Source organism: Geitlerinema sp. PCC 9228 (assembly GCF_001870905.1).
GTDB lineage: Bacteria > Cyanobacteriota > Cyanobacteriia > Cyanobacteriales > PCC-9228 > PCC-9228.
The window spans coordinates 1-25,263 of sequence record NZ_LNDC01000176.1 but is presented as its reverse complement, the minus strand read 5'-3'; the positions used below and the strand labels follow the sequence as shown (position 1 = coordinate 25,263).

Here is a 25,263-nt window from a genome sequence, read left to right as displayed (position 1 = left end):
GTGTCAAAAGTTGGCGTTGGTGCCTATCTGCGGCCAGCCTACATTGGCGATACTGGTACCGGTGGGTTGCGAGCAGGCATAGAGGTTGTTGTCCCCAGGTAGCGTGGAAATCATACCGGCACAAGCGCCCGAACCGGGATTTTTGTCGTAAGTACAGGACAAAGCGCTGTAAAACTTATCGCTATCGGCTTCTTTCACGCAAGCGGCGGCATCGGGCAGGCTACCAGCGGCCGCACAGTTGAGAGCCAGACCCATACCGACGTTGCTGACAACGCAACCCGGGCGCACGCAACAACCGTTAAAGCACATGCCGCCTGAGGAGGAACCGCCTACGGTCGTTTGCAAGCTGTTGGGGTCTTGCAGCAACGCATCCATCTGCATGGCGGGGTCGTTGGTCATGGTGCCGAGGTCTTGCGAAAGACGATCGGCGGCTTGGGAAACCGGGTCGCTGCCGGCGGCAGTATCCTCGGTTTGGGTGATTTTGGCTGTGTCGCTACCGTATTGGGTTTGGTTGGCTTGTTCTTCCACAGATCCCCCGTCGGTGATATCTGCAACAACAGGGGATAAGTTGGCACCTACGAGAATGCTGGTGGTCGCGATCGCAATGAGTATTTTTTTCAAAACTTTTCCTCCGAAGAAATGAACGATGGATGTTCCCCCTGTTGAACTGGGAAGGATCGTCTCTGGAATCCTTCCCAACCATGGCGGCAAAATAGCACTTACTTGGATAGATACCAGCAATGCTCCTAGATTCGATTTTTAGTTAAATCAGGAAAGCTCGGTCCCCCAAATTTCTTTGACATAGTTTCTATTTACAGAATGATCTACAAGCGCAATTTGTGTCATCCGCAAAAACACGTAAAGATGTTTGTAAACTTTCCGCAATTCCAGAGATCCTACGTAGCGGTTGCTTGTTTTTTCCCACTAGCCACCCCAGCGATCGCCACCAAAGAATATGCTATTTTGATAGCAACCATTCCCAACCCTTTCCCTCATTTTTGATCTGAGATTTATGAAAGCATCGAAAAGCGAATCCCTTCAAGCACGTGCCTCCCGACTGCTCAAACTCGCAGGTATTCTCTTAATCCTTTCGGCATTGGTTGACTATATCTTGCTACCAATTCCCTTGCAATGGGGCGATCCCCAATGGCAGCTGCGCATCAGCACCAAAATCGTCGAACGGGGCGTCGTTCCCCTCATGGGCATGGCCTTTATCATTGGTGGCTACGGCTTCGACAAAAGTTCGGAAACCAATCCATCAACCGCGCACAACCAATGGCAAGATTTGCATTTTTGGAGTGCCGTCGTTTCCAGTTTTTTGGGGTTGGTCTTTTTACTGCTGGTTCCCATTCATATCGGCAACGTTTTGGCAGCGAGAGGGGCCACCGTGGAACGCATCGACCGCGAAACCACTCAAGCCAAACAACAGCTGGAACAATCCTTGCAGCAACGCCAACAAGACCTAGAAGCGCTCTTAGCCAACCCCCAAGAACTAAAAACTTACATAGAAAACAACAACCTTTCTCCCGAAAAACAAAGTCGCCTGCAAAATTTCCAAAACCACCCCGAAGCCTTACAACAGCAAACCCAAACCGTACGCAACCTCATGGAAGAACAAATCGAACAAAGACGCCTAACAGCTTTGAAAGATTCCAAAGTCGGTGCCTTCAAATCGAGCGTCCGGATTGGCTTGGAGAGCTTGTTGCTAGCCAGTGGTTACGTTGTCATCGGTTGGACCGGTTTAAAAAGGTACAAGTAGCCCTTTTCCCAGCTTTAACGTTCGTTTGTTTTAGCTTTCCACCGCTTCTTGTTGTTCGGTGGCTGGCTGTACTTGAGGCTGGAACTGGAACAGGGAATAAACCACATTGCGACGAATGTCGGTCATCATCTCCAAGAACAGCTCATACCCTTCGCTCTTGTATTCGACCAAGGGGTCTTTCTGACCGTACCCACGCAGGCTTACCGATTCTCTCAGGGCATCCATATGCTGCAAGTGTTCCCGCCACAAAGCATCGATTTGCTGCAGCATGAAGAAACGTTCCGCCTGCCGCATCAAGCCGGGTTGGATTTGGTCTACCTGGGCCTCTTTCATATCGTAAGCAATGCGTACCTGTTCGTGGAGGAACGTTTTGATTTCGTCAATGCTCATATCCTCCAGCTGGCTGGGTTCCAAATCAGAAAGCAGGTACACAAACTGCTTCACCTTATCCACCAAGTTTTCCAAATCCCACTCTTCCGAGGGCAAGTCAGGGTTGACATAGGCATTGACAATATCATCCATGGTTTGTTCGCCGTAGCGAATCACCTGTTCCTTCAGGTCTTCCCCTTCGAGAACCCGCCGCCGTTCCGAATAAATAGCACGGCGTTGGTTGTTCATCACCTCATCAAACTCGAAGACCTGCTTGCGGATATCATAGTGGTAGGTTTCCACCTTCCGCTGGGCATTTTCCAGGGATTTCGTCAACATCCCCGACTCGATGGGCATATCTTCTTCTACGCGGAAAGCATTCATCAAGCCAGCCACCCGTTCGCCGCCGAAAATCCGCAGCAAATTGTCTTCCAAACTCAGGAAAAAGCGGGTGGAACCATCATCCCCTTGACGACCAGCACGACCGCGCAACTGGTTGTCAATGCGGCGCGACTCGTGGCGTTCGGTACCAATCACGTGCAAGCCGCCCAATTCCACCACTTCATCGTGTTCTTTTTGAGTAAACTCTTCATATTCTTGGCGGATTTGGTTGTAGACTTCCCGCAGTTTCTGTACCACCGGATTGTCCGTGGGGGCTTTTTCCGAAGCTACCGCCACCAAGTCCTCTGCTTCTAGTTCCGGCAAATTACGTTCCCCATAGGTTTGCACGGCAAAATCCACGGCTTCTTTTAACTGTTTTTCTGCTTCTTTGGATAATTTTTTCGGGAAAATTTGTGGGGAAGCTTGCCAGCTTTTTACTTTCTTTTTGTTATTTGGATCGAATCCTTGCCCGCCTTTGCGCTTGTTGGCACCGGGAACTTTGGTGGGGGAGACGGCATCGTCATCGTCTTCTGGTTGCACCAACCTTGGCATTAAATACTCCCGTACCTTCAACCGGGCCATGTACTCGGCATTACCACCTAGAATAATATCCGTTCCCCGACCCGCCATATTGGTGGCAATGGTAACCGCACCGCGACGACCGGCTTGGGCAACAATTTCGGCTTCCCGTTCCACATTTTCTGGCTTGGCGTTGAGCAGATTGTGGGGAACGTTGCGTTCGGAAAGCAACTGGGAAAGCCGTTCCGATTTTTCTACGCTGGTGGTGCCCACCAAGACCGGACGCCCTTTTTCGTGCATTTCGGCGCATTCTTCGGCCACGGCCTTCCACTTGGCATTTTCAGTTTTGTATACCACATCCGACCAGTGGTGGCGGCGTAAGGGACGATTGGTAGGAATGATGGTAACTTCCAGACCGTAAATGCGCTCGAATTCGGCTTCTTCGGTTTTGGCGGTGCCGGTCATACCGGCCATTTTGGGGTATAACAGGAATAAGTTCTGGTAGGTGATGGAAGCCAGGGTTTGGGTTTCTGGTTGAATTTCTACGCCTTCTTTGGCTTCAATGGCTTGGTGCAATCCATCGCTCCAGCGGCGACCCGGCATTACCCGACCGGTAAATTCGTCTACAATGACAACTTCGCCGTTGCGTACAATGTAGTTGACATCTTTGACAAAGAGTTCTTTGGCTTTGATGGCGTTGAAAACATAGTGTGCCCAGGGGTCTTTGGGGTCGTAGAGGTCGTTGACCTGCAGCAATTCTTCGGCTTGGGCGAAGCCTTCGTCGGTGAGCAGAACCTGGCGCGCTTTTTCGTCTACTTCGTAGTGTTCTTCGGCGTTGAGTTGGGAGGCGATTTCGGCGGCGCGGACGTATTTTTCGCTGGGTCTGTCTACCTGACCAGAGATGATCAGTGGGGTTCTGGCTTCGTCGATGAGAATGGAGTCTACTTCGTCGATGATGCAGTAGTTGAAGGGACGCTGCACCACATCGGCTAGGTCGGTGGCCATGTTGTCGCGCAGATAGTCAAATCCGACTTCGCTGTTAGTGCAGTAGGTAATGTCGCAGTTATAGTTTTTCTGACGTTCGGAGGGGCTCATTCCTTGTTGGATCAACCCCACGCTCAATCCCAAAAATCGATAAACTTGCCCCATCCATTCGGCGTCGCGGCGGGCTAGATAGTCGTTGACCGTGATGATGTGTACGCCTTTGCCGGTGAGGGCATTGAGATAGGCCGGGAGGGTGGCGACGAGGGTTTTCCCTTCCCCGGTTTTCATTTCGGCAATTTGTCCGTTATGCAGGACCACACCGCCCAAGATTTGCACGTCAAAGTGCCGCATTCCCAGCACCCGCTTGGCGGCTTCTCGCACCACAGCAAAGGCTTCTGGTAGGAGTTCGTCTAGAAGTTGGTTTTCTTCTTTTTCCGATTGGACGTTTTGTAGCTGCTGTTGAAATTCTTTGGTTTTTTCGCGCAGTTCGTCGTCGGAGAGGGATTGAATATCTTCTTCTAGAAGGTTAACTTCGGTAACGAGAGGGTTGATTTTTTTGAGCTTGCGTGTATTGGGATCGCCAAGCAGTTTTTTGAGCATAGCCGGATCGGACTCCTTGCGGTGACTAGGCGGCATCAGCCAGCGGTGCGGTTTGCAGGCAAACCACGGTGTTGTTGGTTTGATTGCTAGAGAATGGGAGTAGCTGACTGAGATTTCAGGCTTCTTCTATCCTATCACTATAGGAGAAAAAGAACAGGGGGGTGTATTTCGGCGCATACTTTGGTTATGGCGTCTCTGAGGGCGATGGTGGCGAAGAGAGAACCCGGAAGTTGTATTCGGGGGCTTGGGGATGGCAGCGGACGCAACTTTTGACGGTGGTGGGGTTGGGAATGTCTACCTCGGGGTGCAATGCTTGGAAAAAGCGGGATTGGTTGAAGCGGTAGGGGGTGGATTCTTCTTCGTTTTGAGAGCGCGAGAAGGTACTTAGGTAGTTCCAAACCAAGGTGAGGTTGGGGTTTCGCAAGGGGGTAATGGTGGTGCCGTAGTGTTGGGAGTCCTGCAGCAGGTCGCTCCAGGTTTGTCGGGGGAAGACGGCGGGGGGAATGGCGAGGTGGCAGCTACCGCAGTTTTGGATGTAGAGTTCTTTCCCCAGTTGGTAGCGGGGGGGAAGGGGGTCTACAGTGCCGATGCTGGGGGGGTTGGGGTTGGGGTCGCTGGCGGTGGCGATGCCCCAGCCGATGATGCCACTCCACAAAACCAGCAGGCAGAGTAAGATAAATGGCGATCGCTTGGCGGGTCGCCAGAGGGGATTGCGAGATTTGCGACGAACCATAGGCAAAGGGGGCACTCCAATTTCAAGTGGGGCGCTTCGCCAAGGTCAATTATACGTTATTTTTTGACTTTGGCGGCGGAGGGGGTGGGAACGGTTTGCAGCAATTGTTGGATGAGGGCAGTGGCGTCTTGACCAGCAGCGGGAATGGTGCGGTGGGCCAGGACAAAGGGAGCTAGCCATTTTACATGGTCTTCAATGGCGTAGTAGGTGTCGGTTTGGGGGTTGTAGTAGTCCCCTTCGATGTAGGCGAGGGCTTGGGTGGTGCGGTACAAAGCGACGGTTCCCCGGGGGCTGGCACCGAGGGCAATGTCTTCGTGGTGGCGGGTGGCAACCACCAAATCCCGCATGTAGGCTTGCAGTTCTGGCGAGATTTTGACTTGCTTGCACAGTTGTTGCAGCTGTTCTACTTCGTGGGTGGAGATGCAAGGTTGCAACTGGGCGATCGCGACGCCGGTATCCAACCGCTGCAGCATTTGCAGTTCTTCGGTTTCGCTAGGATATCCCAAACTAAAGGAGAGGGTAAACCGGTCCATTTGCGCTTCTGGTAGGGGAAAGGTGCCTTGATATTCAATGGGGTTTTGCGTGGCAATCACAAAAAAAGGGCTGGGAACCGGTCGGGAAACCCCGTCTACGGTCACTTGTCTTTCTTCCATCACCTCTAACAAAGCCGATTGGGTGCGGGGGGTGGCGCGGTTGATTTCATCGGCTAGAAAAATATTGGTAAAAACGGGACCGGATAAGAATTCAAAGTCGCCGGTGCGGGGATTCCAAATATTGGTGCCAGTGGTGTCGGCAGGAAGCAAATCGGGGGTACATTGCAGGCGTTGAAATTGGCCATCGATGGAACGGGCCAGGGATTTGGCCAGCAAGGTTTTCCCGACGCCGGGTACGTCTTCTAAGAGGGCATGGCCGCCGGAAAACAGGGCGACCAAAACTAAGCGAATGGCATCGGTTTTGCCGACGATGGTCTGGTTTAAATTTTCAACCAGTTGGGCAACTTTTTCTCTCATGGTAGGGGCAGCTGGAAGGTGGTTAGGTGGGGTCGTTTCTGGCGAGTTCGCAATCTCGGGCAATTTGCGCTTTGAGTTCCTCTAGGGAGGCAAATTTTTGTTCCGGACGCAGGAATTTTTGTAAGTGCAGGGTAAGGGTACGACCGTACAAGTCCCCCGACCAGTCTAGCAGGTGTACCTCTACGGATACTTGCTGACCGTTGACGGTGGGACGGGCACCGATGTTGGCAACCCCAGGCAAACATGGGGATACAGAGTGGGGGTGGTTGGTTTGCACCCAGACGCTGTAGACCCCCAAACGGGGAAGGAATTTTTCCGGTGGAACGTGCAAGTTGGCGGTGGGAAACCCAATGGTTCTACCGAGTTTTTCTCCGGCCACCACTTTGCCGATCAGTTGGTAGGGGCGTCCCAACAGTTGCTGGGCGCGTTCTACGTCTCCTGCTTGCAGGGCTTGCCGGATGGCGGAACTGCTGATGCGCTCCGACCCTTCGCTTTTGAGGGGGATAATATTGGTATGAATGCCGTATTGCCAGGCGATCGCACGTAAATCGGTGGCGGTGCCGCTGCGATCGCGTCCGAAGCAGAAATCAGCGCCAATGCTAATTTGTTTGGCATGCAACTGTTTGACCAGGATGCGATCGACAAATTCCGAGGGTTCCAGCGAAGCGAGTTCCCGGTCGAAAGGCAACAAGACCAATTGTTCCACCCCTAAGGCAGCAAGTGCGGTTTCTTTTTCGCGATTGGGGGTCAGTAAGCTGAGGGGTTGCCCGGTGAAAAATTCCCGTGGATGGGGGGTAAACGTCACTACGGTGGCGTAGGTTTTCCCATGACACTCAGAAGAAACCGGGTCCTCATTGGTCGGTAGAATTGGCTGAATTACTTGCCAATGACCGCGATGAACGCCGTCAAAATTGCCTAAAGCAACGTTGGTTGGCGCGAGTACTTTGTTAAGCGTTTTGGTCACCCACACTGGCTACAGACCGCTATATTTTGGCTACAGGTTGTTGAACTTAGGCGGAGATTTTGGTTTCGGAAGCAGGATTGCTGGGCGGTGTCGTTGGATTTAACTCCAAAGACATGCCTTCTCGGGCCATAATACTTCCGGGAAACTGTTGGGCTGCTTCTTCCCCGATGCGATCGAGAAATTCGTCATCGTGGGTGGGGGCGTGGTGAAACAAAATCAATCGTTTGACATTGGCGGCTTTGGCCACTTTAATGGCTTCTTGCCAGGTGGAATGCCCCCATCCCACTTTGTTGCTGTACGTACTGTTGTCGGAAGTATGGTATTCTTCATCTGTGTAGGTGGCATCGTAAATGATGGCGTCGGCGTTGCGGGCTAGGTGCAGGACATTTTCATCGATGCGATCGCGAAGATGCTCGGTATCGGTAATGTAAGCTGCAGCGTATCCCTGCCAGTTGATGCGGTATCCCACCGATTTACCGGGATGGTTCAACGGTGCGCTTTCCACCGTAATATCGCCAATTTCCACGCTTTCCCCAGGTTCCAGGTGGTAAAATTTCAAATCTGCCCCCATGACTTGCAACGGTACCGGAAAGTTGGGATGGCGCATTTGATCGTTGAGGCACTGTTCTAAGGTATACCCACTGGGCGCGGTAGCCCCATAAATATGGAAGCAGTTGCCTTTAATAAACGCGGGCACAAAAAAAGGAAACCCTTGAATGTGGTCCCAGTGAGCGTGGGTAAAAAACATATAGGCTTCCAAGGGCATTTCGGACAACAAAGATTGTCCCAAAACCCGCAATCCCGTTCCACCATCAAAAATGAAACAGGTATCGCCGACACGCATTTCTACACAGGGGGTATTGCCGCCATAGCGGACGGTTTCCGAACCGGGGCAAGGTATGTTTCCTCGTACCCCCCAAAAGCGAATTGTAAACGTTTTCTGCATACTAGACATGTGTTTGCAACGCAGGATTCAATCGGTCTTTTCCTTGCTTTTTGATGCGGTTTTCCCCAAACTTACTCCTGAATGGTCTTTGGTTTTGACTCCTCTGGTTGGCCCCTCTCGAAAGCCCCCTTGTCCGCTGAGATCCAACGCTGCCATGCCCCCCTAGGGGAAACAGGAGTGCTGCCATTACGGACAACAAGCTAACAGGGAACCGTTTGCAATCCAGAAGCACCTACTAACAACAAGGATATCCAGCCTTAATCTAGCCTAGATCCTATATGCCTGTTGCCCAGAATGCTAGCCAGCATCCGGGGGAATTTTTGCGAAGGCCATTTTTCTAAGGAGCGTTTTCCACGAGCGGCTGGCCGCTGTCCCCATACATAACCAGCAGGTTTGGCGTGCTTAGGTGGCAGCTGTGGGATTGGCCAAAACAAATTTCAGCACAAACAAACCCGCCAGTGCCCAGACGGTCAGAGAAATTTCGCGAAATTTCCCTTGAGCGGTTTTTAAAATAGGATAGGCTATAGTGCCCATGGCCAGTCCGTCAGCAATAGAAAAACTTAAGGGAATTCCCAGCAAAATAAAAAAAGCAGGAATAGCTTCCGCCGGATCGTGCCAGCGAATGTTTTGAATACTCCCTGCCATTAGTATACCCACCATTAACAATGCACCCGCTGTGGCAAACGCAGGAATAGCTGCCAGCAAGGGAATAAAGAAGATCGAAATGAGGAACAAAACCGCCACGACCAAGCCGGTAAAGCCAGTACGACCTCCCTGAGAAACGCCGGCGGCAGACTCTACATAGGTGGTTACCGTGGAGGTTCCCAAAATGGCTCCTACTGTTGTTCCCACCGCGTCGGCCATGAAGGCAGATTTGCCCCGGGGGAGCTGACTGTTTTCATTGATATATCCAGCTTGAATCCCCAAACCGGTTAAAGTGCCAATGGTATCGAATAAATCCACAAATAAAAAAACCAGAAGTACGGGAATTATATTGAAAAAAGATCGCACCGGCAAGTTGGTGATGGCTGAGATGGCTTGTCCCCACAAGTCGGTGGGGAAGGGCGGAATTTCTACAATTTTAGCGGGTGCCGCGGCGATTCCCAAAATCCATCCCAACCAAGCGGTTCCCAAAATGCCCAATAATAAGGCACCTTGGATGCGGCGTACCATGAGAATGGCGGTTAGGAAAATGCCCGCGATCGCTAAGACTGTGGCTGGGTTGGCTAAGTTTCCCAAAGTTGTGGTGGTGGCTTGGTCGATGGCAATGATGCCCGAGCCGCTGCTTCCCGACTCCGGATCGCCGGTGACGGCAATGTAGGCGAGAAACAAACCAATGCCGGCGGCGGTGGCTTGTTTCAAACAGTCGGGGATGGCTCGGAGGAGGTGGCTACGCAGTTCGGTGAGGGTGAGAATGATAAATAGCAATCCTTCTAGAAAAATGGCGAACAAAGCGACGCGCCAGTCAATACCCATCCCGAGAACGACGGAAAAGGCGAAAAAAGCATTCAATCCCATACCTGGGGCTAGAGCAAAGGGATAGTTGGCAAACAAAGCCATCACCAAGGTGGCGATCGCGCTGGCTATAGCCGTTGCAATCGCCAGTTCGGCAAACAAATCCTGGGGTTGCTCTAAAAAAATGGCTTCGCCCAAAATACCGGGATTAACGGCTAGGATATAGGCCATAGTAAAAAAAGTCGTTATCCCGGCCAAAATTTCGGTGCGCAGGGTGGTGCCATTTTCTGCAAATTTAAAAAAACGAGCTACAAACGTAGAATGGGAGTCCAATGGATTCATGCTGAAAAGATTTTGCGATCGTCGATGGTGCCATAGGTTCTAGTGTACAGAACCTTTTTTCGCTAGGAAAAGCTGGAAACGCAGCGGGCGTCGCTGCCCATTTTGACAGGCTTTGAGAAACCAATGACAACCAACCAAAAACCCCATTTCTGGCGGTTGGCTTGGGTCGGCATTTTTCTATTTTCTCTGGTCCTGAGATTTTGGCACATCAGTCAGTTCAACCAACTGGTGTTCGATGAAGTCTATTTTGCCACCTTTGCCAACAATTACCTCACCCAAACGGAATTTTTCGATACCCATCCCCCCTTAGGCAAATATTTGATTGCGGTGGGCATCTGGGTCGGCCAGCATTTACCTTTCCCCGAAACTCCCACTAATACGGAAACGGGTTCCCTACTGACGCCCTTTGATTACCGGTGGATGAATGCCGCCGTGGGGTCTTTTGTTCCCCTGTTGGTAGGAGGCATCGCCTACCAGTTGGGAAGGTGGCGCTGGCAACTTCCCCAAGCCCAAACCTATGCGATCGCGGCGGCTTTGCTGGTTGCCCTTGATGGTTTGTTCTTAGTTGAATCTCGCTATGCCCTGATCAATATTTACCTGGTCTTTTTTGGTTTGTGCGGGCAGTATGCTTTTCTCCGTGGCGTGTCTGCACGCGGCAGGCGGCGTTGGATGTGGTTCGCAGGTGCTGGTGGGGCTTTGGGGGCAGCAGCGGCAGTCAAGTGGAATGGATTGGGATTTTGGTTGGGATTGCAGGGATTTGGTGCGATCGCTTGGTGGCAGCACCGCCAGAAGTTTTCCCCCCAACCTAGTTCCCTAGGGCAGGATTTTCCCTGGGTGAGTCTTTATATAACCGGGCAAGCTGCGATTACGTACGGTTTGCTGTGGATTCCCCACTTACTTATTTTCCCCGAGCCGGGGTTTTGGGAAATGCAAGTGGAAAGTTTTTCTTACCACCAACGCATTGGCAGCAGCGAAGAGGTACATCCTTACTGTTCTTCCTGGTATTCTTGGGTGGTCATGGCGCGCCCGATTGCATATTTATATCAAACCAACGAAAGGACTGGCATGGTACGCGATGTGCATGCTATGGGCAATCCCGTGCTTTGGTGGCTGGGAGCGATCGCGATTTTGGCCTGTGCGATTGTGGTGGTGGTTGCCCTCATTGATTGCCTGAATGGGCGGCTGTCTTCCCGCTGGTTGGTATCCTATGGTCGTTCCAGCACTTCTAGCAGCAACCAAACCCCTGTGCCTGCCATTCCCTTGTATTTGCTGGTCAACTATCTAGCCAACTGGTTGCCCTGGTCGCAGGTGAGTCGCTGTTTGTTTTTGTACCATTACATGAGTGCTGCCCTCTTTGCTTGGTTGGCTTTGGCTTGGTTGGTGGCGCACTGGTTTCACCGCCGGGAACTGGGGTGGCGGTGGGGCGCGATCGCGGTTTTGCTAGCTGTTGGTTTAAGTTTTCTTTTTTGGCTGCCTATTTATCTGGGATTCCCCTTATCTCAAAAAGCTTGGGAACTGCGCATGTGGTTTGAATCTTGGATCTGATCGAAAAATGGCCGTCAAGTTGCTCCCGAGCCTTTTTACCAAAATACCCCCAGTTATGTACTGTAAAATTTTCAGGATAAGGAATCAACGCGATCGCTTGATGGCAGAAACTATATAATTGAATGTCACATGCGAGAAAGAGCCGATACTTTAGTAATTTTATCTGGCGCTAACCCTTGCAATTCATCGAGGCACAACCATCCCTCTTTAACCAGTTGCGAAAAAACCAAAAGCAAGACAGGATATCGGTAATCATACTTACCGTCAATTTCATGCCTTTTGGAACTTAAAAAATCGTGCAAGCGCCATAATTCGTCAGCATTGGCAATCGCATTAGCCGCCTGGCGGACCGTTTCGATTGTTGCATTTACTTCCCGCTCCCGCGCCTTGACAAAAGCAGCTTGAGCAATTTCTTTTTCGGTTTGAGACCACTCAATTTCAGTTGCTGGCATAATCAATAGAAATGTATCACTGTAACTTTCATTATACGCGATCGCGTGGAAAACTTAAACACAAACCATTCCCCACCAACCGCAAACAGCAAAACCAAGCCGGTGCCAATAGACAAAAAAAACGCCCTTTATTTTACTAAAGAACGCTGGCAATATATAGGTAAAAATTGTTTCCACAGTGGATTTCCCACTAACGAGACAAATTAACTAACTCCTTCGGAGAAGCTAACAAATCGATAGCAACAAAGAAAATCTTGTTATCGGCATTAAGCAAAAAGCGCCAAGCAATATTCATACCTACACTAGCACCCAACCAAGGAGTTTGTACTTTTCCGGTCACCTTAATTTGAGTGTAACCATCTTCAGCCGGTTCGGAAACACCGCGTTCGGGTAAAAGTTTCAAATTTTGGCATTCTGCCCGGAAAAATTGTAAGATAGCCTCTTTCCCCACAATCGGTCGTTGAAAAGGAGGTTGCAAGCCACCGTCAGGAGCAAACAATTCAATCAACGCATCAAAATCATTAGCATTTAAATTGTTCATGTAGGCAAGCACAGTCGGATTGGTCACTCCTTCAATAGTAACCCGACTGCGTTGGGACATATCTTTGGGGGGTTCCACCGGTTCAGTGACTGGGTTATAGGTGCCCAATTTATTCGGGTCAAATCCCATATTCACCACTGTATTGCGCAGCACCGTAATTTGCTGGTCCGGCTGCAATCCTTTAATAGCTTCTAAAACCGCAGAGGCACTAGCAGAGAGTTGGTATCCTTCTGGGATTGGGGCTACAATGCCCTGTTCCATCCACTGCCCGAGTTGGTACCAAAAACCCAGTTTAATATTAGGCGACCAAGTGGCATAAGTACGGCAAATTTCGGTATCCGCACGATTGGCTAGGTCGCACATGGTCTGGGATTGCTCCTGGAAACTCATTTGGCGAATTTGATTGAGGGTTCTTTCTGCTAGCTGCATTCTGGCAGCTCCTGGAGCAGCAATGGTAATGGTTTTCCCCATTTCCAAATAGGCAAACCAAATCAAGGCCAGTTGGTCTTCAGCACTAAGTTGTTCAAATCTATTCGTTGTAGCTGGCACGGCGTCAGCAGTTGCCGTGTTCGGAAAAATATTGCGGGCAGATTCAATCGTAAATGGCATAGTTTTTCGGAATTTTTAGAGAAGTTTGACGAATCAATGCAACCATCTTTTTGTAAGGTAGCACACATTTTTAGCTTGACTGTCTGCGGGAGGGCTTTCGTCTTAGAAATTTATATTTATATACAAAATGTAATTGAAAACCGCGAGTTACAATTTGCCTGAAAATATTCCCAACCGAACCTGCCACACTGAGCGCTATAATTACCGGGAAATTCCCATCAAAATTTTCGCCAATCCTTTACCTGTCCTTAACATTTCTCCCATCTGTCATTGAAATAATAAAGATACGTTCCCTAATAGCTACAAGCGGGGTATTCGAGATGATAGGATACAAAAAAATTGATGGGAAAGTCTTTTTATGCTTGGGATTGAGTGTAATTGCTTTGGCAACGGGATGTGCCCGAGAGCAACAAAGCTCAAATGCGTCTCAAGGAGAACCAAAAATTCAAATTGACGGTTCCAGCACAGTCTATCCCATCACCAACGAAGTCGCACTCAAATATGACTTTGAAAAAAACGACGCCCCCAACATCCAAGTGAGTTTTTCCGGTACTGGCGGCGGTTTTCGCCAATTTTGTACGGGAGAAACCGACATAAACAACGCTTCCCGTCCCATTAACCACCAAGAGCGGGCAGCTTGCCAGCAAGCGGGGGTAGAATATATGGAGTTGCCCATCGCTTACGATGCGATTACTGTGGTCGTTCATCCCGAAAACGATTGGGCAGATGCCATTACCACCGCCGAACTCAGGGAAATTTGGCAACCAGATACGCAAATTGCCCAATGGAACCAACTGCGTTCCGAATGGCCTGCCGCTCCCATCAACCTATACGGACCCGGAACGGACTCGGGTACTTTTGATTATTTTACAGAAAATATTGTCGGCGAAGCGGGGGTTAGTCGGACGGATTACGAAGACAGCGAAGACGACGTGGTTTTGGTAGAAGGTGTCGCCGAAGACCCCAATGCACTGGGGTATTTTGGCTATTTCTACTATTTGGAAAATACCGCGCGTCTGAAAGCCCTGGCTGTTGACAATGGCGAGGGGGCGGTTTTTCCTTCCCCAGCTACGGTGAAAAACGGTCAGTACACGCCCCTTTCCCGACCGTTGTTTCTTTATGTTAATGTGAATTCTTTAGACGAAAAACCGGAATTGCAAGCGTTTTTGGATTACTATCTCACCCACGGACGCCAGTTGGTCAGCACTGTTGGCTACATTCCCTTGACTCATGAGAAGTACAACCAAGTTCACGCTCAAATCCAAAACCGGAACCACTCCCACCAGTCTTCCCAAAAAACACCGCAAATCCGGCAAATGCAGGCAAAAACGGAGAAAATAGTGCCCTGAAGCTTGGATTTTCGATTTTATTTTTTCACAAATACCGTGCGGTAAACGGGTTCGCCTTTGTTGAGGGTGGCAATTTCCCGTTCGCTGGCGGTGGGAAGAGGATTTTCCGGCAGCCATTGCTGGCTTTCGCATGCAAATGTTGGATGGGCAGCAAAACATTCCCACATTTGGGTGGCAACGGATTCCACATCGGAAGCGAGAATGACACGACCGCCAGAAACCAAATATTGTGCTAAAAGCGCTACCAATGACGGTTGTACCATACGTCGTTTTTGGTGGCGTTTTTTAAACCAAGGGTCGGGAAATAGAATGGAAACACACTGCAAGACGTTTTCTGGGAGAGATTGCAGTAAGGGTGCTGCTGAGGTGTTGATATTACAAAAGAGAAAATGTAGGTTGGATAATTCTTGTTCGTCTCGCCAGCGGTTGGCTTCGTCAACCAGGGGATGGCGAATTTCGGTGCCTAAGAAGTTCCACTGAGGGGATTGGGGGGCCAGTTCCTGCAGTAACCGACCTCTGGCACAACCGATGTCTAGGTGTAGGGGTTGGTGGGGATGGGCGTAGATTTGTTGCCAGTTGGGTGGGGTAATGGGTTTTTGGTAGGCTTTGCTGAGGGGGTTAACGTGTTGTCGAACTCGAACGCGGGCCAAAATATCAACTCCTTGCAATATCGTTGATTATCGTCGATGCGGCAACTGAAAAATTAGGTAAAGAAGGTATTTCTACCACAAAAAAAGGCTTTTGTCAAGGATTTTTGCTTAATATAATTCGTATTTGAGGAACGTGCAGGGTTCGGAACCGTTATAGACGGGGATGCGACGGGAAGCTTTCAATCCTACACATTTGGCTAGTTCTTTGTTGCCGGTAATTATAAAGGCGGTCCAGCCGGTAAAGCGTTGTTTGAAAATATCGCCGAGTTGTTTGTAGAGGGCACTTAGCTGTTGGGAATTGCCCAAACGCTGTCCGTAGGGGGGATTGCATATAATGATACCACAGTCGGCTGGGGCTTGCAGGTCGGTAATGTCGGTTTGGGAAAAGGTAATGCTGGATGTTAGCTGACACAAAGAAGCGTTGGTGCGAGCCTGTTGCAGGACTTCGCGATCGCGATCGCTTCCCCAAATTGGTGCTGGCGGGGAATTTCGTTGGCAATCTATGGCTTCTTGGTAAACTTTTTTCCATAAGGAAGCATCGAAATCTGGCCAGTTTGTAAAGGGAAATTTCTTCCGAAACAATCCCGGTGCTATTTGGCAAGATTGCATGGCGGCTTCGATGGGTAAGGTGCCGGAACCACACATGGGGTCGAGAAAAGGGAGGTGGGGATGCCATTCGGCTAAATCTAGCAAAGCTGCCGCCAGGGTTTCTTTTAAAGGGGCCCATCCCACGGCTGGTCGGTATCCGCGCCGGTGCAAACTTTCGCCGGAACTATCTAAACTGACGATGCAGCGATTTTTGTGTACGTGTACGTTGATGGATAAGTCGGGACGATTGATATCGATGCTGGAACGATTGCCCGTGCGATCGCGCTGCCCGTCCACGATCGCATTTTTTACTTCTAAGGCGGTAAAATGAGTATGGTTGAGCTGTTTGTTTTTGCCGGTGGCGCGCACGGCAAAGGTATTTTCTGGATATAAATATCGGTCCCAGTCAATTTCCCGTATGCCTTTATACAAACTTTTGCGATCGCGACAGGGAAACTCGTAAATAGGCACCAAAACGCGAAAAATAGTTCTCGCCCATAAATTCACCCGATACAATAATTCCCGATCGCCGCGAAAACGAACGCCTGTAAACTCAGGTTGTACCTGCGTTGCTCCCAAACGTTCCAATTCCCGGGCAGCCGTTTCTTCCAACGAGCGAGCAACCGTGGCAAAATACTGTGGCATTGTGGCTGGCGAACAAACTACAAACGATAGTTGACCCGAAAATGCAATCCATCCTCTTGGATATTATCGCCGCGATCGTCCAAATCGATCAAAGGAATGCCATAATCCAAGCGCACTTCAAAATTGGGCACTGGTTCCCAAAACATACCCAAACCTACAGCCAGTAAAAACGTTTCGTCAGGCAAAGGATTGGGATTGTCTTCCACATTCCAAACCGTTCCCATATCCAAAAAAGGTGCCAGCTGCATGGTCGGCAAGCCAGCTTCATCCCTTGCCACTGTAAACCGACCTTCCACAGAAGCGCGCAAGCCATTATCCCCAGAACGAACGTTTTGCCGATAGCCGCGTAAGGATTGACCGCCACCGATAATAAATTGTTCTGGCGCGAGCAAACCATCGGGAGACAGTTGCAAGTTAGCCGCCAAGACCAACAAATGGTCTTTGCCAATCCGCTGCACCCGCTGTAGGCGAGCGATCCAGCTAAAAAAACGTCCGTCGGGAATGGGGTCTGGGTTGGTGGTAGCATCGAAAATATCAACACCGAAGTTAAACTGCGATCGCAACGCCCAAGCACTATTTTCATGGCGGCGAATATAATCCTGTCCGAATTCTAGCGTGGTGATGCGACTAATGCCATCTTCATCGGGACCGAAACCAAACGGTGTGGGTCCCACAATGGTAAAAGTTTCGTTTTCCTGATGGGTGATTCCCCAATACAAAGCAAACTCTTCCCGAGAGGAACGCACCAGCGGCTGGCGAAAACTTACTTGATAAAATTCCCGTTCTCCGCGAATATCCAAATCGGCAAACGGTTCTTGAATCACTTGATTGCGACCGGGGGCAGCGCGCAACTGCAACGTACCATTTTTGGCGTTGAGGGGGAGGCGATAGCTCACATCGAAAGAATCAGCTCCATTTTCTTGGGTAAAAGCATAACGAGCCGTCAGTTCATCGCCCCAACCGGTAAAATTGCGGTAGCGAACCGTCATGCCAAATCGTTCCGACCCCACACTGGGGGGAGAATAATTATCAGCGCCAACGGTAATATTCCAAGGTTTGGCTTCCGCGACCCTCACCTGCAAAATACTGCTGTTGATTTTGTCTCCCGGCTTTAAAGTGGCTTCCACATTATCAAATAAGGGATTGCGGCGCAGCAAGCGCAGCTGTTCTTCCAACTTGGCAGCATTGACCGGCGCTGTTCCTGCCAAAGCCAGGCGGCGACGGATATAACCGGCATGGGTTTGCTGGTTGCCCATCACTTCAATGGCTTGCAGCTGCCCTTCTAACACTTGAATGCGAACCATGCCATCTCGCACAACTTGGTCGGGAAGGATGGCACGGGAGGTGATATAATCGCGTTCGATATAGTATTGCGTAATTTTATCTGCTGCTTGTTGCAAGTCTTGCAACGATAGAGTACGGTTTTCGTAAGCCGAAACCAAATTTTGAATTTGTTCTGGGCTGAGAATCGTACTGCCAGAGACCACAATGTTGCGGACTTGAATAGGTGTTTCGGGGCTATCCTGGGAGACAGTCGGTTCCCGGTCGGGGAGAACTTCCATTGTGGCTGGTGTGTGGGTTGGCGAGGACCGTGGCAGGAGACGGTCTGGGAAGGTTGGTTCGGTGGTAGGGGAAACCCATTGGGGATTCGCCGCAGCCACAGCTTGCCATCCTATCCCCAAGAGGCTAGCCAAACCAAAAAGAAACCCAATTCTAATTTTTTTGCGTTTCATTATTTTCGATCGCGATATGGCAGCGTATAATGCAAATATCCGATCGCTACAGGTTCTATTTTCAGCTCCTCGTTGCTATAGACCCCCATATCCTGAAATGTTAGAACTTTTAAGCGAGGATTTGCTGTCAGTTTAGCCGCGATCGCCTATTTGTACAAGAGCGGAGAAAACCATGAAACCGTGGCAAGTTCCCCAGCATCCTATTTTGATTGTCCTGGGAATTCTGATGGTTTTATGCAGCAAAGGATCCACCCAATCGGTTGTTCCGGCAGTTGATGGGACCAATACCCAGGTAACTCCCCAAGGGAATCGCGTGGATATCTCTGGTGGCAGGCAATCGGCGGATGGCAATAATTTATTCCACAGTTTCCAGCAATTTAACCTAGATGCGGGGGAAATAGCCAATTTTCTCGCCAATCCCCAGTTGAAAAATATTTTTAGCCGTATTGTTGGGGGAGACGCTTCCACCATCAACGGCTTCATTGAAATTACCGGCGGTTCTCCCAATTTATTTCTAATGAATCCTGCCGGTATTGTATTTGGCAGCAACGCGCGTTTGAACGTACCGGCGGATTTTACAGCTACGACCGCTACGGGAATTGGGTTTGCTGGCGATAGCTGGTTTCGCGCTTTTGGAGAGAATCGGTACCAACAGTTGCTGGGAAATCCCACTGGTTTTGAATTTGCCATCGATACCCCGGGAAGTATTTGGAATGCCGGTACGCTGGCGGTTCCCAACCTGCACCAACTCACACTGTTGGGGGGTACGGTGGTCAATACTGGTAGCTTGCAAACCAGTGGCGGCGATATTCGGGTGATTTCTGTGGCTGGCAATCAAAGGTTGCGCTGGTCGCCAGAAGGACATTTGTTGGGGGTGGAATTGCCGGTGGATGTTGCCAGGGTTCCCCTAACGCCGCTTTCTCTGCCGCAGTTGCTCGCTTCTACGACGGTGGGTCACGCAACGGATGTGGAGGTCAATGCCAATGGCGAGGTGGTTTTCAGGGGGTCGGGGTTGGTGGTTCCCTCAGAAGCAGCTACGACGGTGGTTGCGGGTGAGGTGGATGTATCGGGGGAAGCGCCAGGAAAGGTTACTGTGACTGGCCGGCAAGTGGGATTGTACGATACGACGGTGGAAGCTTCGGGAAATACGGGGGGAACGGTACAAGTTGGTCGCAATATTTTATCTACGGGAGAGGGATTGGCTAGCGATCGCACGTTTGTGAGTGCTAATAGTACCATTCGCGCCGATGGTATAGAAACTGGCGGTACGGTATTGGTTTGGTCGCAAGAGGCAACCCAGTTTGTTGGCCAAGCAAGCGCGCGCGGCGGTTCGGCTACACTCACCGCCAGCGGTTCCACTGGCGGTGGCGAAGTGGAAATTTCCTCTACAGGCAATTTGCAATTTGCCGGTCAAGTGGATGTGAGTGCGACCAATGGCGAATGGGGAACGTTGCGTTTGGATCCGGAAAATATTGTTATTGGCGACTCCGATAGCAATCCCGATGGTGTGGAAGCAGGTCTGCCGCAGATTTTCCAAGGGGAGTTCTCACCGGGAACGGTGACCGTTAGCAGTACGACTTTGGCTTCCCAACAGGCAGAGGTGATTTTAGAAGCAACCAATGATATTACTGTGGCGTCGGGGGTTTCGTTGGAATTTGTGCCGTTTGGTGGTGCTATTCGCTTTACCGCTGATGCTGATGGGAACAATGCCGGGTCGTTTTCTATGGATACTGGCGCTACCATTCGCAGCCGCGGTCGCGATATGACCATTGAAGGGGCCGCGTTGCGCTTGGGAACCATTGATACTTCAGTACGCGCTGCCGATGGTACGCAACCGGGGGGGGATGTTATTTTAAATGCGACCAATGGTAGTGTGGCGGCAGACCGCATCTTTGCTACCTCACGTACCGAAGATGGGGGAAGGGTCAATATTTCGGCGACGGAGGCGGTGGATGTAGAATCGATCAATACGCGATCGCTTGCTTCGGGAAATGGTGGCGAGATTGCTATTAACAGTGGTGGTACCATTGAAGTAGGCAATTTATTTTCCAGTTCTCAAGCAGGTCTTGGTGGCGATATTACCCTAGAGGCGTTGGGAGATATTATTGCTCAAGAAGCGATCGCAGGCAGCGTGAGTTTGGGTGGCGATGACGTTACTCTCAGCGAAGGCACCAGCGGTGATATTACGGTGGTTTCCAGCAATGGTGGCCTTCGCACTGGCAATCTGAATGCGGTTTCGGTGGTTGGTGATGGTGGCCATATCCAACTCAATGCCGCTGCTGCTATTACTACGGATGGTTTGGCTTCGGCTTCGGTAGAGGGAACCGGCGGTACGATTGAGATCGCCACTGCCGGAAATATTACTACTGCCGATATAGAAACGGGGAGCTTTTTCTTTACGACCTCCGGTGTTTTATTTCCCGGGGTTGGTACGGGTGGTGAAGTTCGCTTGCAAAGCAGCAACGGTACCATTCGCACTGGCGAAATCCAAAGCGTTTCTCCCACAGGCAGGGGGGGAACGATTTCCCTAGATGCCAACGCCGGTATTGATACTGGCAATTTGGTGGCAATTGGGGATGCGGGAGGCAACATCGAAGCACAAACACCAACTACTTTAACTACTGGAGAAATTGACGTGAGTGGGTTGCCAAGGGATGGCGGTGAGGTACGTTTGAATGCCACCGCCGGCGTGGAAGTGTCTGCCATTCGTGCCAATGGGGGAAATGCTGGGGTTGGTGGTCGGGTGACCATCGATACCGAACAATTGGTGCGCGTAACGGAAAGTTTTACGAATCAGGCGGGTCCAGATATTAGTATTACTGCGGTAGGTGGTGACGGGGATGGGTTTGTCACTATCACCCACGGCGGTGGCGATACCGACCCACCAACGCCATTTGTGGTGGGAGATGCTGGCACCAATGGTACGGCAGGGGCCATTGTAACTGGGGAAGACGCGATCGCTTCGGGCGTTTTTCCCGGTCCCATCGTCCGCGGCAACATTCAAATTATTACATCCGAACAGCCACCGGAACCAGAACCTCAACCGCAACCAGACCCCCAACCACAACCCACGCCGACACCAACACCAACACCAACGCCAACACCAACGCCAACGCCAACACCAACACCAACCGTTGCTGATGGGGAAGATTTGCCACAGCGTATCCTTATCGAACAACAAGGTACCGAAGAAGAGGCCCCACCGGAAGAAACCAGCGTACAAACGCTACCACCCAGCCAAGACCCCGACCTCCCTACCCAAGCCGAGTTGGCACAGTCGGCGTTGGATTTGTTTGTTACTCCTATAGAGGAAGACTTTACAGCAGATTTTGTTCGCTATTTGAATATTGCACCACCGCTGAACTTGCCGGGAATTGACGAAATTACAGCTACCCTGCGAACCGTTGAACAAACCACTGGGGTGAAGCCAGCGTTAATTTACGCGCGGTTTGTACCGCCAACCGTGACAGCTTTTGCCAACTCCCGGTCAGCCAACCAACTGGAACTGTTGCTGGTGACCCCAGAAGGAACTCCCAAACGCTATCCCATCGACGCTACCCGCGAGGAGGTTTTGTCGGTGGCACAGCAGTTGCGTATTGATATCACCAGACCCCAGTCTCGCCTTCGGGGAACCAGCGGCTACTTGCCAAGCGCACAGCAACTCTATCAGTGGTTGGTGGCACCGTTGGAGACGCAATTGCAAGCACAGGAAATTGAAAATTTGGTATTTGTATTTGACCGGGGATTGCGATCGCTGCCCATGGCCGCTTTACACGATGGCAATAACTTTATTATAGAAAAATATAGCGTCGGCTTAATGCCCAGTTTGGCCCTCACCGATACCCGTGTGGTTCCCCTGGAAGATGTGGAAGTGCTGGCCATGGGAGCTTCAAAATTTCCCCAATTTGACCCCCTGCCTGCCGTTCCCTTAGAAATTCTCTCTATTACCAACCAACCCTTCGATGGGGTCAGCTATCTCAATTCCCAGTTTACCCGCAAAAATTTGGAAACCGCGCGATCGCTGACTCCCTATGGTATCGTTCATTTAGCCACCCATGCCGAATTCCGTCCTGGCAACGTCTCCAATTCTTTTATCCAACTGTGGCAAGACCCGCAAACGCCAGATGGGGAAAACCAAGAACGTTCTCGCCTGCGTCTGAACGAACTGCGCCAGCTAAACTGGAATGACCCCCCAGTGGAAATGCTGGTTTTGAGTGCCTGCCGTACCGCCATTGGCGATGAAAATGCAGAATTGGGATTTGCCGGTCTGGCCATACAAGCTGGGGTGAAAACAGCAGTTGCCAGTCTGTGGTATGTTGACGATGCGGGGACGTTGGCTTTGATGCGAGAGTTTTACCAGGGTTTGCCGGAAGCTGCCATTAAAGCGGAAGCCATACGACAGGCACAATTGGACATGATGGCTGGCAAAATCCGTCTGGAAAACGGCACCCTCTCGGGTTCTTTTGGCCAAATCGACCTACCACCGCCATTGAACGACCTCAGCGTCGATCTTTCCCACCCCTATTATTGGTCGGCTTTTACTACAATTGGCAATCCTTGGTAAAAAACAGGAAGTAGCAGAGAAAGAGAAGCAAGCAATTTCTTCGCTGCTATGCCATTTTGCCATTTTTGTAACTAAAAATACGGGAGAAAACCTTCAAAATGAGCGCAAAATATCTTTGCCAGATAGCAACTAGCAAACCATGAACCAGCACCAACAACCAAATTTCCGATCGCAGAAACAGCCATCCTTACGCAGCGTTCGACCCTACGGAGTGCGCCAAATTCACGGTCTTGCCAGTTGGGGAAATTACTTGCTAACCCTCGATCCGGTAAGCGGATATTTGCTAGCGGTCGATCCTGCCAACGACAATACCATTGTTCTCAATCCCCACCAAAGGTCAGAATTTCTCGGTGCCACTGATTTGGCCTTGAGCGAGAATATAATATGGTTTGCGCGCGGGGATAGCATTTATACGTGCGAGTTTGCCATTTCCGGGTCTCAAATTGAAACCATCCAGCTAGCTACACCCAGTTTCTTTGTGGCTTTGCGCTATACTGTGAACGGTGTTGCCGTGCAAGGACAGGCTGTCTACGTTTCTTGCGAACGCGCTGGGTATATTCTGGTTTTTCATCAGGAAACCGCTGAGGAGATTACCCGCTTTTACGCGCCAGGGGTGGGTGTGGAAACCTTGCTTGCCAAAGAAGAAGAACTTTGGGTAGCTGATGCCATCGAACAAATGGTGTACTGTTTGGACCGCGCCACGGGAGAGTTGCAGTACAATGTTCTAACGCCATTCGAGCATCCCACGGGAGTGACGTTTTTCCCCCATCCCGACAGCGAACGAGAGATTTTGTACGTTGCCTATGCCAGCGAAGAACCCTACGTCCGCGATGACCCCAATGCTGCTAATCCCTACCAACTCACATTTCGCGATCGCACTTTTATTCATCCCCTCTCTTTTACCCACAACCCCTCCCAACGCTACACCCTCTCCAATGGGTATCTGGTGGAAATGTCCTATGTGGAAGAACTAGCGCCGCTAGACCCGGTGGAATTACAGGATTTGGAATGGCGCATTGCTCTGCCAAACGACACCCAACGCCAAAAAGTGCTTTCTATCGAACCTATTGGCATGAATTTCACGGAAGAAATGCAGCAAGGGTCGCGGGTGGCGGTGTTTCGCTTCGACTGCTTGCAGGCAAACGAAGCGCGCATTTTTGGTTGGAAGGTGCTGTTAGAAGTGTACAGCATTAAGTACTATCTGGCACCCCCCGATATTGAAGATTCTCCCAAATTACCGCCAGAACTCGCCGATGCCTATTTGGTGGATAACGATAATTTAAGTATGGATGCAGATATTGTCCAACGCGCGGCTAAAAATGCCATCGGCGACGAAACCAATCTCCTGCGCCAGGTTCTCAGCATCCGCGATTACGTATACGAACGATTGGGATATCGCGTGACCGTACAAATTGAATCCCCAGACCGGGTTTTGGAACGTGGTGTGGGTTCCTGCGGCGAGTATGTGGGAGTGTTGCTGGCGTTGATGCGTTTAAATGGAATTGCCTGTCGTACCGTAGGTCGCTACAAATGTCCTCCCTATGCGGAACGTCAGGGAGTGCCTTTAGAACCGGATTTCAACCACGTTTGGCTGGAGTTTTACGTCCCTGGTTACGGTTGGATTCCCATGGAGTCCAATCCCGATAATTTGGAAGACCGCCGCATCAAGCCAACGCGCTTTTTTATGGGTCTGGCTTGGTATCACGTGGAAATTGGTAAGGGGACGAAGTTCGAGCAAATTCGAATAAAAGGAGAACCGGTGAGCAAGGAACAGTTGGCGTTGGGAGATTTGGCGATTAACCACGTTCGCTTTCAAATTGTACGGGAAATTGACAGCGAGCAGGCTTTTCCCTAGGAAAATTCCCTATTTTGGATAGAGAGCGATTGGGGTCGCAGGTGGCGATCGCGATCGCTGTCTTCTTTGAGAGAATTATGGCAGTTCTGGAGGACTTTTGCAAGAGATAAAAGCCCAAGTCCCCCTTTCTCAGGTAGTTTGGGAGGGAAAAATGCGATCGCTTTGGGGACCAAAACCGAAGGGAGGAATATTTTTCTGGCTGAGGATTGCGTAATCCCATTTCTGAAAAACAACGATTGTTTGGAATTTCTCAATTGCCCTGGTAGGGGCGCTCACGCGTTGCGCCCCTACAAAAATGCCTCTACGATCTCTTGCATATTATTAAGGAAATGGTATAAGCAAATATACGGAAACTTATAAAAAACAACCAGTCATAAATACCGAATTGAACGGATGACCCGAAAAACCTTGCATACTATAATTCAAGGTGAAGAAAATAAAGGTAAATCTAATTTTCTGATTTGTTTCGCTCAGAAACGAGTCAGAAACACCGGCTTTCCCAAAATATGGCTCGCTTTCCTAGAGAGGGAACTGCCTGGAATTCAAAATTTCCACCGGGGTGCACACAAAAAAGTCCAGCCAATATATTGACACTCTCACGAATAGAATTCGTGAGATTCTCGCTTCATCGGGTGTGCCTAGATAGATTCGCTATGCTAACCCATCCCCG

At 50.4% G+C, this 25,263-nt stretch carries 17 protein-coding genes; 5 read left to right on the top strand and 12 right to left on the bottom strand.

Going from position 1 to position 25,263, the window contains the following annotated elements; genetic code table 11:
- Positions 1–3: 3 nt before the first annotated feature.
- On the bottom strand, positions 4–621 hold the full coding sequence (locus AS151_RS18760) for a hypothetical protein (RefSeq protein WP_071518603.1): 618 nt from the start codon (positions 619–621) through the stop codon (positions 4–6).
- 391 nt (positions 622–1,012) lie between these two features.
- On the opposite strand from AS151_RS18760, the gene AS151_RS18755 reads away from it, so the two are divergent.
- Positions 1,013–1,759, top strand: coding sequence for an HpsJ family protein (locus tag AS151_RS18755; protein WP_071518602.1), 747 nt, complete (start codon positions 1,013–1,015; stop codon positions 1,757–1,759).
- Positions 1,760–1,789: 30 nt separating this feature from the next.
- Here the strand turns inward: AS151_RS18755 and secA are convergent, their stop codons facing one another.
- The 6 genes from secA to AS151_RS18720 all read right to left on the bottom strand — a co-directional run bounded on the left by secA (position 1,790) and on the right by AS151_RS18720 (position 10,062).
- The gene (secA, locus tag AS151_RS18750; protein ID WP_071518614.1) at positions 1,790–4,612 is read right to left on the bottom strand and encodes a preprotein translocase subunit SecA; all 2,823 of its coding nucleotides are present in this window, start codon (positions 4,610–4,612) and stop codon (positions 1,790–1,792) included.
- Between the two features lie 184 nt (positions 4,613–4,796).
- Positions 4,797–5,345 (bottom strand): cytochrome C, encoded by a 549-nt coding sequence (locus AS151_RS18745; protein ID WP_071518601.1) that lies wholly within the window; start codon positions 5,343–5,345, stop codon positions 4,797–4,799.
- A gap of 56 nt (positions 5,346–5,401) precedes the next feature.
- The gene (locus AS151_RS18740; RefSeq protein WP_071518600.1) at positions 5,402–6,355 is read right to left on the bottom strand and encodes a MoxR family ATPase; all 954 of its coding nucleotides are present in this window, start codon (positions 6,353–6,355) and stop codon (positions 5,402–5,404) included.
- A 22-nt stretch (positions 6,356–6,377) separates the two neighbouring features.
- Positions 6,378–7,319 carry a bifunctional riboflavin kinase/FAD synthetase gene (locus AS151_RS18735; protein ID WP_343327446.1) on the bottom strand — a complete coding sequence of 314 codons (942 nt, stop codon included), beginning with the start codon at positions 7,317–7,319 and terminating at the stop codon, positions 6,378–6,380.
- A gap of 46 nt (positions 7,320–7,365) precedes the next feature.
- Complete coding sequence (locus AS151_RS18730) at positions 7,366–8,274, bottom strand: MBL fold metallo-hydrolase (protein WP_071518598.1); 909 nt, start codon at positions 8,272–8,274, stop codon at positions 7,366–7,368.
- Positions 8,275–8,667: 393 nt separating this feature from the next.
- Positions 8,668–10,062: an NCS2 family permease gene (locus AS151_RS18720; protein WP_071518596.1), complete on the bottom strand. Its 1,395-nt coding sequence runs from the start codon at positions 10,060–10,062 to the stop codon at positions 8,668–8,670.
- 123 nt (positions 10,063–10,185) lie between these two features.
- Here AS151_RS18720 and AS151_RS18715 point away from each other — a divergent pair, with 123 nt between their 5' ends.
- Positions 10,186–11,607, top strand: a complete 1,422-nt coding sequence (locus AS151_RS18715) for a phospholipid carrier-dependent glycosyltransferase (RefSeq protein ID WP_071518595.1) — start codon at positions 10,186–10,188, stop codon at positions 11,605–11,607.
- A gap of 125 nt (positions 11,608–11,732) precedes the next feature.
- Here the strand turns inward: AS151_RS18715 and AS151_RS18710 are convergent, their stop codons facing one another.
- Positions 11,733–12,059, bottom strand: a complete 327-nt coding sequence (locus AS151_RS18710) for a hypothetical protein (RefSeq protein WP_071518594.1) — start codon at positions 12,057–12,059, stop codon at positions 11,733–11,735.
- Between the two features lie 190 nt (positions 12,060–12,249).
- On the bottom strand, positions 12,250–13,209 hold the full coding sequence (locus AS151_RS18705; protein ID WP_071518593.1) for an orange carotenoid-binding protein: 960 nt from the start codon (positions 13,207–13,209) through the stop codon (positions 12,250–12,252).
- A gap of 320 nt (positions 13,210–13,529) precedes the next feature.
- Between AS151_RS18705 and AS151_RS18700 the strand changes: the two genes are divergently transcribed.
- A complete protein-coding gene (locus AS151_RS18700; RefSeq protein WP_084639750.1) occupies positions 13,530–14,558 on the top strand; it encodes a PstS family phosphate ABC transporter substrate-binding protein in 1,029 nt (342 codons plus the stop codon).
- A 17-nt stretch (positions 14,559–14,575) separates the two neighbouring features.
- On the opposite strand, the gene trmB is transcribed toward AS151_RS18700, so the two are convergent.
- The 3 genes from trmB to AS151_RS18685 form a co-directional block, all read right to left on the bottom strand.
- Positions 14,576–15,208 (bottom strand): tRNA (guanosine(46)-N7)-methyltransferase TrmB, encoded by a 633-nt coding sequence (gene trmB, locus AS151_RS18695; RefSeq protein WP_071518613.1) that lies wholly within the window; start codon positions 15,206–15,208, stop codon positions 14,576–14,578.
- Positions 15,209–15,316: 108 nt separating this feature from the next.
- A complete protein-coding gene (locus AS151_RS18690; protein ID WP_071518591.1) occupies positions 15,317–16,441 on the bottom strand; it encodes a class I SAM-dependent RNA methyltransferase in 1,125 nt (374 codons plus the stop codon).
- A 17-nt stretch (positions 16,442–16,458) separates the two neighbouring features.
- Positions 16,459–18,174: a ShlB/FhaC/HecB family hemolysin secretion/activation protein gene (locus AS151_RS18685; protein ID WP_071518590.1), complete on the bottom strand. Its 1,716-nt coding sequence runs from the start codon at positions 18,172–18,174 to the stop codon at positions 16,459–16,461.
- 172 nt (positions 18,175–18,346) lie between these two features.
- Between AS151_RS18685 and AS151_RS18680 the strand changes: the two genes are divergently transcribed.
- Together AS151_RS18680 and AS151_RS18675 are read left to right on the top strand one after the other, a co-directional pair.
- Positions 18,347–22,738: a CHAT domain-containing protein gene (locus AS151_RS18680; protein WP_071518589.1), complete on the top strand. Its 4,392-nt coding sequence runs from the start codon at positions 18,347–18,349 to the stop codon at positions 22,736–22,738.
- Positions 22,739–22,877: 139 nt separating this feature from the next.
- Positions 22,878–24,593 carry a transglutaminase family protein gene (locus tag AS151_RS18675; RefSeq protein ID WP_071518588.1) on the top strand — a complete coding sequence of 572 codons (1,716 nt, stop codon included), beginning with the start codon at positions 22,878–22,880 and terminating at the stop codon, positions 24,591–24,593.
- Positions 24,594–25,263 lie beyond the last annotated feature (670 nt).

Bases quoted from the DNA above. Each gene is read 5' to 3' on its own strand.
- AS151_RS18705 (WP_071518593.1), bottom strand. From the start codon at position 13,209: ATGCCATTTACGATTGAATCTGCCCGCAATATTTTTCCGAACACGGCA.
- AS151_RS18730 (WP_071518598.1), bottom strand. From the start codon at position 8,274: ATGTCTAGTATGCAGAAAACGTTTACAATTCGCTTTTGGGGGGTACGA.
- AS151_RS18690 (WP_071518591.1), bottom strand. From the start codon at position 16,441: ATGCCACAGTATTTTGCCACGGTTGCTCGCTCGTTGGAAGAAACGGCT.
- AS151_RS18755 (WP_071518602.1), top strand. From the start codon at position 1,013: ATGAAAGCATCGAAAAGCGAATCCCTTCAAGCACGTGCCTCCCGACTG.
- AS151_RS18745 (WP_071518601.1), bottom strand. From the start codon at position 5,345: ATGGTTCGTCGCAAATCTCGCAATCCCCTCTGGCGACCCGCCAAGCGA.
- AS151_RS18740 (WP_071518600.1), bottom strand. From the start codon at position 6,355: ATGAGAGAAAAAGTTGCCCAACTGGTTGAAAATTTAAACCAGACCATC.
- AS151_RS18685 (WP_071518590.1), bottom strand. From the start codon at position 18,174: ATGAAACGCAAAAAAATTAGAATTGGGTTTCTTTTTGGTTTGGCTAGC.
- AS151_RS18700 (WP_084639750.1), top strand. From the start codon at position 13,530: ATGATAGGATACAAAAAAATTGATGGGAAAGTCTTTTTATGCTTGGGA.
- AS151_RS18710 (WP_071518594.1), bottom strand. From the start codon at position 12,059: ATGCCAGCAACTGAAATTGAGTGGTCTCAAACCGAAAAAGAAATTGCT.
- AS151_RS18715 (WP_071518595.1), top strand. From the start codon at position 10,186: ATGACAACCAACCAAAAACCCCATTTCTGGCGGTTGGCTTGGGTCGGC.
- AS151_RS18680 (WP_071518589.1), top strand. From the start codon at position 18,347: ATGAAACCGTGGCAAGTTCCCCAGCATCCTATTTTGATTGTCCTGGGA.
- secA (WP_071518614.1), bottom strand. From the start codon at position 4,612: ATGCTCAAAAAACTGCTTGGCGATCCCAATACACGCAAGCTCAAAAAA.
- AS151_RS18675 (WP_071518588.1), top strand. From the start codon at position 22,878: ATGAACCAGCACCAACAACCAAATTTCCGATCGCAGAAACAGCCATCC.
- AS151_RS18720 (WP_071518596.1), bottom strand. From the start codon at position 10,062: ATGAATCCATTGGACTCCCATTCTACGTTTGTAGCTCGTTTTTTTAAA.